The organism is Algibacter luteus (genome assembly GCF_900141715.1).
Lineage (GTDB): Bacteria > Bacteroidota > Bacteroidia > Flavobacteriales > Flavobacteriaceae > Arenitalea > Arenitalea lutea.
Window position 1 is genome coordinate 552,577 of record NZ_FQYK01000002.1, and the last position, 7,830, is coordinate 560,406.

The following is a 7,830-nucleotide window of genomic DNA, read 5'->3' on the forward strand; positions in this document are numbered from 1 at the left end:
GAAAATAAAAGAATATGCTTTTTGAATCTCCAATAAATTTAAACTTGAAAGATGCAGATGTTGCATATTTTCCTATTTTTTTCAGTTTACAAGAAGCCAATGATTATTTTGATAGTTTAATGAGTCAAATTAACTGGAAACAAGATTATATAAAAGTATACGGGAAAACCTTCTTACAGCCACGCTTAACAGCTTTTTATGCAGATAACAAAAAGAATTATAAATACAGCAACATTACTATGCAACCAAATCCTTTTAATGGTGACCTATTAGAGATTAAAAACAAAATTGAAAAGCAAATTAATATCACATTCACTAGTTGTTTAGCCAATTTGTATCGAGATGGTAATGACAGTAACGGATGGCATTCAGATAACGAAAAAGAGTTGGGTAAAGACCCAATTATTGCTTCAGTAACTTTTGGTGCTGAAAGAGTTTTTCAATTTAAACACAAATTTAATAAATCACTTAAATCCAAATTAACATTGCAACATGGTAGCCTTTTACTCATGAAAGGTAAAACACAAACAAACTGGTTACATCAAATTCCAAAAACTAAAAAGAAAATAGGAAATCGAATTAATTTAACATTTAGAATTATTGCATAAAAAAACCGAGTTCCCTCAAACTCGGTCTTTTTTCAATTTGCTTTTTATACTATGATGCTAGATTTGGGGTTTCCTTTTTTAACAACATAATGCAAATATTAATTAATTAATCCATTGAACTAAAAAGTGTGTTATTTAGTACATGTCAAATATATAATATCGAAACATATTTCAACGATTAAATACATTTAAAATCGATGAAATGCATTTAATTTTAACATTTACAGATGATTTTATCGATATTATCGATGAAATGCACTATCAACGTACTTTAAAAACCTATTCCACTAAACAAAATGAACGAAAAAAGCATCTTAAATAAGATGCTTTTTTTCTAACTAACCAACCAAATATGAATTACAAATCTTCAGTTTAAAGTAACTACTCAATAAACTTTAATAACGAATGTAATTACGATTAATATATAGCAATCCTTATGCCAAAGTATTTGTTAATTTATTTTTAAGAATACTTTAACAAACAACTAGGACTTCTAAAATTATGTAGACCTACTAGTAATTCACATTTAATTATATGATATTTGTGCTTCTATAAAATCACATTAAACTTCATGAAAAATTTATCAATTCTATTATTAACTATTATATTTATTTCTTGCGGTAAAGAACAACCCGATTTAACCGTTCGGGCCAATGTTAAAGGATTAAAAAAAGGAACTCTTTATCTTAAAAAAATACAAGATACCATTCTAGTAACGGTAGATTCTATAAATATTAATGGCGCAACACCAATAGAATTATATAGTTCAATAGATTCTCCTGAAGTATTTTATTTGTATTTAGACAAAAAAAGTGCCGTAGAAGACCGAATTGAGTTTTTCGCAGATAAAGGTATAACGGAGATTAATACTACTTTAAAAAACTTTGCTTTTGATGCCAATATTAAAGGATCAAAACAACAAAAAACTTTAGAAGAATATAATACCGTAATATCTAAACTAAATAATAGAAATTTAGATGTTCTAAAAGAACAATTTGAAGCTCAAAAAGCTGGTGATACGGCTAAATTAAATGCTCTTATTAAAGAATCTAACAAAAATATTAAACGAAAATATTTGTATACGGTAAACTTTGCACTAAATAATAAAGACAGTGAAGTTGCTCCGTATCTGGCTTTATCAGAAATTTACGATGCAAGAATTGATTTATTAGATACCATAAATAATTCTTTAACACCTAAAGTTAAAGCGTCTAAATATGGTAAAGAACTCGGGACATTTATTAAGGAAATCAAAAAGAACGAAGTAAATTAAAATGAATTTATGTATATAGACAAAAAAGCCTTTCCGAACGGAAAGGCTTTTTTTTGAGCCGATGGAGGGACTCGAACCCACGACCTGCTGATTACAAATCAGCTGCTCTAGCCAGCTGAGCTACATCGGCGTTTTAACGGGTGCAAATATAATAGCAAAAATTACAATTGCAAACACCCGTTATAAAATTTTATCCTAGTTTGTTGATTTTTTCAATTAAAGCACGCCCTTTAGTTTCAAGCTCATTATTTATTGCTTTAAAATGAGCTTTTGGGTTATCAACGTCTTTAGCGTTTACCTTTGCGATTAATTCATCAAAAGTCTCAATAGCTTCGTCAATAATTGCTTCACTTTTCTTAGTGTCCTTATCTGTATTGGAATATTCCCAAATGTAAACTGCTTCTATAATATCTCCTAGAACGTAATTTATATCCTTTTTTAAATCTCTAACATTTGCCATAATTTCTTATTTATTTAGGTTGCAAAATTAAACATAAACTTCTAATAGTCTACCGTTTTTAAAATTAATTATTAAGTGTGTTTTTAATTAGATTTAATTGCTTATCCTCCTCTTAATGTCCTGAATAAACCACAAAATTACGAGGTGTTTCATAAAGTGTAATTTCGAGTTTTAAATTTGGGCTTAACTTAGGCTTAATTTTATTATAAATTATAACCGATATATTTTCAGCAGTAGGATTTAAATCTCTAAATTCAGGAACTTCTTCGTTTAAATTCTTATGGTCAAAAGCATCTTCAACTTCAGATTTTATAATGTCCTTTAAAACTTTCATATCAATAACATAGCCCGTTTCTTTATCTATTTCACCAGTAACACTTACAATGAGTTCGTAATTATGACCGTGAAAATTTGGGTTATTGCATTTTCCGAAAATTTCGTCGTTTTTTTCAAAACTCCAATCCTTTCTATACAGCCTATGTGCCGCATTAAAATGTGCTTTTCTACTTACAGTTACTATCATTCTGATGCTATATTTATATGTTCGTAGAATTTATCAAAAATTACCTTGAACCATTCAGTATAACTTTCTGGGTGTTTTGCAATATCTGTTTTTACTTCTTCCAGAGGCATCCATTTCCAACTAGCCACTTCTTCCTTGTTAATGTGCGGCTCGCCATTGTATTTACCAAGTAAAACATGATCAAATTCGTGCTCGGTTAAACCATTATCAAATGGCGCTTTATAAATAAAGGAAATGGTCTCTTTTAAGTCAACAACAAATCCCATTTCCTCCATTAAACGTCTTTTTCCTGCTTCTAAATTAGATTCACCATCACGCTGATGACTGCAGCAGGTGTTTGTCCATAGCCCTGGAGAATGGTATTTATTAAAAGCTCTTTGTTGTAACATCAATTCATTTTTATCATTAAAAATAAAAACCGAAAATGCTCGATGTAGCAACGCTTTTTCGTGGGCTTCTAGCTTAGGCATTAAACCTATTTGCTCATCCTTTTCGTTAACAAGGATCACTTTTTCTTCTTTCATAGTTTAACAAAAATACAAACAAAATTGCAACTTGTTAAATCCATGTATAAATAAAAAAAGCATCTAAATGAATTAGATGCTTTTTTATTGATGGTTAGATCTGTTAATTTTCAACGACTATAAATTCGCTTCGTCTATTAGCTTGATGCTCTGCCTCTGAACAAATGGATTTAAAAGCATTTGTACAACGATTAGTTAAACGAGTTTCTCCATAACCTTGACCTGAAAGTCGGCCAGCAGAAATACCGCCTTTATTAATTATATACTCTCGTGTTGATTTGTTTCTTCTATTCGATAATGCCCAGTTATAAGCATCTCTACCTCTTGAATCGGTATGAGATCGAACATCCACTTTTACGTTTGGATATTCTTTCATATAATTAATAACCTTAGCCAATTCTATTTCGGCATCCGAACGGATAAAAGATTTATCATAATCAAAATAAATTGGATTCAAATTTAGCAATAATGCTAAATCTGTACCTACTTTGGCAACCGCCGGGTCTAATTTCAATTCTAATTTCAAACTAGTTTCTTCATTAGGTTTTATCGAAAAATCAGTAAAGTCATCTTTAAACTTATCTTTTTTTGCTTCAATTAAATAGGTTCTTTCATTACAACTTAAATCAAATGAAAATTTTCCTGAATCGTCACTTTTTAAAGACTGTAACAAGTTTCTACTTGAATCGTAAACAAAAACATCAGCATTACTTAATACTTCTGAAGTTCTTTTATTTAATACGGTTCCAGTAATTGCCCTAGAACATGGTGGCTTTACAAAACTATAAATATCGTCATCTCCTTTTCCTCCTTCTCTATTTGAAGAAATGAAACCCTTTCCACTGGTTTCATTAATTATAAATCCAAAATCATCTTTTGAACTATTTATAGGTTTACCAAGGTTTTGAACCAATGTTGAAGCTTCATTTAATTTGTCTAATTCAACTTTAAAAACATCTAATCCTCCTAAACCTACATGTCCATCGGATGAAAAATAAAGTATACCCTTTTCACTAACAAAAGGAAAATTCTCTCTTCCTTCCGTATTAACTTTTGGACCTAAATTTACTGGTTCGCCATATGTACCATCTTCATTAATATCAGCTACAAAAATATCTGAAGTACCTTGAGTACCGAACATATCAGACGCAAAATATAGTTTCTTTTCGTCTACACTAAGTGCTGGGTGAGCTACATTATAATCGTCGTTATTAAACGGAAGTGATACAATATTGGTCCATAGACTATCTACTAATGTAGCTTTATAAATTTTTAATCCATGTATATCTTCAATACTCTTCTTAAAATTACCTTTAAAAAAGTTATTTCTTGTGAAATACATAGTTTTACCATCTTTAGTAAAAACTGCTGAAGATTCATGATATTTTGAATTTACACCACCTTGAATTTTTACGACCTCTGAAGCTCCTTCTTTTGCTCTATAGATATTCAAAAACGGTTGTTGATTCCATTGGTATATATCATCCTTCTCTTCTCTTGAAGAAGCAAAATATAGTTCTGTGCCATAAAATGCTGCTCCAAAATCTGAATAAGATGTATTGAAATCGAGATTTTCTAAAACATAATCATCTGAAATATTTTCAATCATGTCCAAATAATTACGTGACTTTATAAACGCTATTGCTCTGGAGTCTGCTGGATGTAATTCACTGAATTTCTCCATAATTTCATCTGATTTAAAATACTCTCCAATGCCTTTTAATGCTTGAGCATACCTGTAATAACTTTCTAATTCAATTTCTTTACCTAAGAAAAATAACTCTTTATACCATTTTACAGCATTTTCCATTTGCCCATTAAAATAATAGGCATTTGCTAACTTTTGATAAACATCGCCATTAGCATTACCTTCTTCTACAAGTTTTAATAGAGCATCTGTAGATTTCTTATAAGACAAATTTTCATATTGTTTTTCAGCTGCTTTTATTTTACCTTTTTGAGCAAAAGAAAAACTTAAACTAAAAACACTTACTAAGGTTAAAATATATATTCTTAATTTCATATCTATGTCTTTTTAGAAGAATCTTGGTGATAAAATTTTCGCAATTTGTTGTAATTCAAATCGCAGCATTATTTCATGAGTACCACTATTATAATTGTTAAGTGCCGTAGTAGTCGCATCATAAGCATATCCTATAAATATTTCGGGACTTAGTTGAAATCCTACTAAGCCACTCACAGAATCATCCCATCTATAAGCTAATCCTAAAGTAAACTTTTCATTGAATAAAGCGTTTGCTGAAAGATCTGCTATTACTGGTGCTCCCGAAACACCTTTTACTAAAAAGGCTGGTTTTAATTTAGTATTATCACTTAAATTAAAAACATATCCTCCTATTAAAAAGTAATGTAATCTTTCAGTAGCAATTGATTCTTGAAAATCATCGTAATGTTCGGTATTTAAAATATTAGGCACTGCAAATCCTAAATACCATTTTTCTGAATGTAAGTATAATCCAGCTCCCAGAGTTGGAGATATTAAATTAATGTTCTCATTAAATGCATTGTCTTCATTTTGATATCGACCCTTGCTCCAATCTGTATCAAGAAGGTGTAATCCACCTTTTATTCCAAAAGACAATTCTAAATCACCAGATTCATTAACAGGAATTGAATACGAAAAATTAGCATCGATGCTTGTTTCTTCCGCTGGTCCTAATTGATCACTCACTACATTTAAACCTAATCCTATTCTATCGTTTCTTAATGGGGAATGAATACCAAACGTCATTGTTTTTGGAGCCCCGTCAATACCTACCCATTGGGTTCTATATAAAGCTGTAGCACTTAAGGTATTTCGTTGTCCAGCATAGCCCGGATTTACACTCATAGTGTTATACATATAATGAGTAAACTGAGGGTCTTGCTGAGCTTCTGTTTCAATACTTAATAGTGCAGTAAACACTACTAAAATTAAACTTTTTATTAATGATGATTTTTTTATCATTTTTTAAATATTTTTTAGTCGTTTACTTTAATTATCTATTTATGTATAACCATCCAACTTTAGGTTTAGAGCCATCACCAAAGTCTAAAACATAGTAATAGGTTCCTTCCGGAAGTTTTTCAGCAGTATTTACTGTAACTCTTCCGTTTGATGTTCCATCCCAATCATTATTATAACCTCGTTTTTCATAAACGATGTTACCCCAACGATTATATACTTCTAATTTATTATTTGGATAGTTTTCAATACAATTAATTATTAAAGTATCATTAACTCCGTCATCATTAGGTGAGAACTCATTAAATACAAGTAAGCATCCCAGCTCTGTAAATGTCGGATCATCCGATGTGTTTCCATCTAAATCGTCACCATTATCACTCGTATCACTTACAGTACCTAATGAAATCGATGATGCATTTGCTACTACACTATTACTAACACCACCGGCATTAATTGCTTCTTGGGTTATAATAAAGCTAGCATAATAAGTAGCTATTTCACCTGCAAGCAGAGTACCTTCAAGACTTCCTTGGTCTGCACTATCAAACTCAGGTTCTTCAGTTAATGTTATCACATTTCCATTGGCATCTAAGAACGTATCTACTAAAGATATGTTTGTTAACATAATGTCTCCAGTATTTTGAACTTCGATAGTATACTCAATCTCATCTCCTAAATCAGTTCCAAATACTTGTGCCGTTTTTGTTACTTCTATTGAAATTTGGCAACCAGTAGTGATTGGATCACAAGGATCATTTGGATCTGATGTAGGTCCTCCTGGGAATGTTGTTGGATCTGCTGGAGTGCTTGGATCATCGATTCCAGTTGTTTCTTCGCAATCTGTTAAACCATCACCATCTGTATCTGTCGTGTTGATTCCGATTGGATCACATGGATCGTTCGGATCTGACGTCGGTCCTCCTGGGAACGTTGTTGGATCTGCTGGTGTGCTTGGATCATCGATTCCAGTCGTTTCCTCACAATCCGTTAAACCATCACCATCTGTATCTGTCGTATTGATTCCGATTGGATCACATGGATCATTCGGATCTGATGTTGGACCTCCTGGGAATGTTGTTGGATCTGCTGGTGTCGATGGATCATCGATTCCAGTCGTTTCCTCACAATCGGTTAAACCATCACCATCACTATCTGTCGTATTGATTCCGATTGGATCACATGGATCATTCGGATCTGATGTTGGACCTCCTGGGAATGTTGTTGGATCCGCCGGTGTCGATGGATCATCAATACCTGTCGTTTCCTCACAATCGGTTAAACCATCACCATCAGTATCTGTCGTGTTGATTCCGATTGGATCACATGGATCGTTTGGATCTGATGTCGGTCCGCCTGGGAATGTTGTTGGATCCGCCGGTGTCGAAGGATCATCGATTCCAGTTGTTTCCTCACAATCGGTTAAACCATCACCATCACTATCTGTCGTATTAATTCCGATTGGATCACATGGATC

8 protein-coding genes and 1 tRNA gene are annotated in these 7,830 nt (G+C 32.0%); 2 read left to right on the forward strand and 7 right to left on the reverse strand.

Annotated elements, in window-relative coordinates:
* The first annotated feature begins 14 nt into the window (after positions 1 to 14).
* Positions 15 to 608, forward strand: coding sequence for an alpha-ketoglutarate-dependent dioxygenase AlkB family protein (locus BUA46_RS06055; protein ID WP_019387410.1), 594 nt, complete (start codon positions 15 to 17; stop codon positions 606 to 608).
* A gap of 571 nt (positions 609 to 1,179) precedes the next feature.
* Complete coding sequence (locus BUA46_RS06060; protein WP_019387412.1) at positions 1,180 to 1,881, forward strand: DUF4369 domain-containing protein; 702 nt, start codon at positions 1,180 to 1,182, stop codon at positions 1,879 to 1,881.
* Positions 1,882 to 1,937: 56 nt separating this feature from the next.
* Here BUA46_RS06060 and BUA46_RS06065 read toward each other — a convergent pair.
* The 7 genes from BUA46_RS06065 to BUA46_RS06095 all read right to left on the reverse strand — a co-directional run.
* Positions 1,938 to 2,011: transfer RNA gene (locus tag BUA46_RS06065), tRNA-Thr, on the reverse strand.
* A 60-nt stretch (positions 2,012 to 2,071) separates the two neighbouring features.
* Positions 2,072 to 2,341, reverse strand: coding sequence for a hypothetical protein (locus BUA46_RS06070; RefSeq protein ID WP_019387413.1), 270 nt, complete (start codon positions 2,339 to 2,341; stop codon positions 2,072 to 2,074).
* A 112-nt stretch (positions 2,342 to 2,453) separates the two neighbouring features.
* A complete protein-coding gene (locus BUA46_RS06075; protein ID WP_019387414.1) occupies positions 2,454 to 2,864 on the reverse strand; it encodes a 6-pyruvoyl trahydropterin synthase family protein in 411 nt (136 codons plus the stop codon).
* Complete coding sequence (gene idi, locus BUA46_RS06080) at positions 2,861 to 3,388, reverse strand: isopentenyl-diphosphate Delta-isomerase (protein ID WP_019387415.1); 528 nt, start codon at positions 3,386 to 3,388, stop codon at positions 2,861 to 2,863. The genes BUA46_RS06075 and idi overlap by 4 nt, the downstream gene beginning before the upstream one ends.
* Positions 3,389 to 3,491: 103 nt before the next feature.
* A complete protein-coding gene (locus BUA46_RS06085; protein WP_019387416.1) occupies positions 3,492 to 5,411 on the reverse strand; it encodes an OmpA family protein in 1,920 nt (639 codons plus the stop codon).
* A gap of 12 nt (positions 5,412 to 5,423) precedes the next feature.
* Entirely contained in the window at positions 5,424 to 6,356 is a 933-nt protein-coding gene (locus tag BUA46_RS06090; protein WP_019387417.1) for a PorP/SprF family type IX secretion system membrane protein, read from the reverse strand.
* A 31-nt stretch (positions 6,357 to 6,387) separates the two neighbouring features.
* A partial coding sequence (locus BUA46_RS06095) for a T9SS type B sorting domain-containing protein (protein WP_143148082.1) occupies positions 6,388 to 7,830 on the reverse strand: 1,443 nt, incomplete at its 5' end.

Excerpts from the sequence above, each read along its gene's own strand:
- BUA46_RS06055 (WP_019387410.1), top strand. The coding sequence starts at position 15 with ATGCTTTTTGAATCTCCAATAAATTTAAACTTGAAAGATGCAGATGTT.
- BUA46_RS06060 (WP_019387412.1), top strand. The coding sequence starts at position 1,180 with ATGAAAAATTTATCAATTCTATTATTAACTATTATATTTATTTCTTGC.
- BUA46_RS06070 (WP_019387413.1), bottom strand. The coding sequence starts at position 2,341 with ATGGCAAATGTTAGAGATTTAAAAAAGGATATAAATTACGTTCTAGGA.
- BUA46_RS06075 (WP_019387414.1), bottom strand. The coding sequence starts at position 2,864 with ATGATAGTAACTGTAAGTAGAAAAGCACATTTTAATGCGGCACATAGG.
- idi (WP_019387415.1), bottom strand. The coding sequence starts at position 3,388 with ATGAAAGAAGAAAAAGTGATCCTTGTTAACGAAAAGGATGAGCAAATA.
- BUA46_RS06085 (WP_019387416.1), bottom strand. The coding sequence starts at position 5,411 with ATGAAATTAAGAATATATATTTTAACCTTAGTAAGTGTTTTTAGTTTA.
- BUA46_RS06090 (WP_019387417.1), bottom strand. The coding sequence starts at position 6,356 with ATGATAAAAAAATCATCATTAATAAAAAGTTTAATTTTAGTAGTGTTT.